Source organism: Bacillus sp. AFS040349 (genome assembly GCF_002577655.1).
In the GTDB taxonomy this organism is placed as follows: Bacteria; Bacillota; Bacilli; order Bacillales; family Bacillaceae; genus Metabacillus.
On the sequence record NZ_NUMC01000218.1, the window covers coordinates 1 to 724 of the forward strand.

Annotated in this window: 1 protein-coding gene; it reads right to left on the minus strand. The window is 30.9% G+C overall.

The features are described 5' to 3' along the window. Window positions 1–22: 22 nt before the first annotated feature. Window positions 23–682: an acetyltransferase gene (locus COD11_RS26365; RefSeq protein ID WP_098799820.1), complete on the minus strand. Its 660-nt coding sequence runs from the start codon at window positions 680–682 to the stop codon at window positions 23–25. Window positions 683–724: the final 42 nt, after the last annotated feature.

A 724-nucleotide genomic window follows, 5' to 3' on the forward strand; every position in this document is an offset into this window, starting at 1 on the left:
AGATCATAATTGTTTTATTTGCTTAAATACTAATTTGATTACTCTTTAACTTAGACAATTTAGAATAGTTAGCTTTATACAAATCATGTTGATTTGTATTCCTATTAATGTAACATCCTGCTCCAATTAACGTATAATTAGCAATTACTAACCCATCACGTAATGTAGCATTAACACCGATAAAACAGTTATCTCTAATAGTAACATTTCCACTAATTACTACATGTGAAGTAATAAAATTATTATTTCCTATTTCTGTATGATGTCCAATATGATTTCCACTCCACAAGACATTATTTTCACCAATTTCTACAAAAGGCTGAGTATTATTATTTTCAAGTATAAAACAATGTTCACCTACCTTGACATTACTAGAAATATTGGCTTTAGTACTTATATAGCTCGCTAAACGAAACCCTTTTTCCTTCGCTTCTTTAATTTTACTCTCTCTAACCTCATTCATCTTTGTATAGGTTAAAGCAGCAAAAAAATAAACATCATCAGTAGATAATTGATTTTCGATGTTCTCGAAATTGTATACTGGGAGTCCACAATATTCATTACAACCAATGTACCCTGCATCCACCGTAAATCCCACTACTTCATAATCTGAATCCATTGTAAAAAAATAATGAGCTAACTCTGCTGTCTTCCCGGTTCCAAAGATAACCAACTTCTTCATAAATTCCCCCCCTAAATTATCTGCGTATTGTCAAAACTTCTA

Excerpts from the sequence above, each read along its gene's own strand:
- COD11_RS26365 (WP_098799820.1), bottom strand. The coding sequence starts at position 682 with ATGAAGAAGTTGGTTATCTTTGGAACCGGGAAGACAGCAGAGTTAGCT.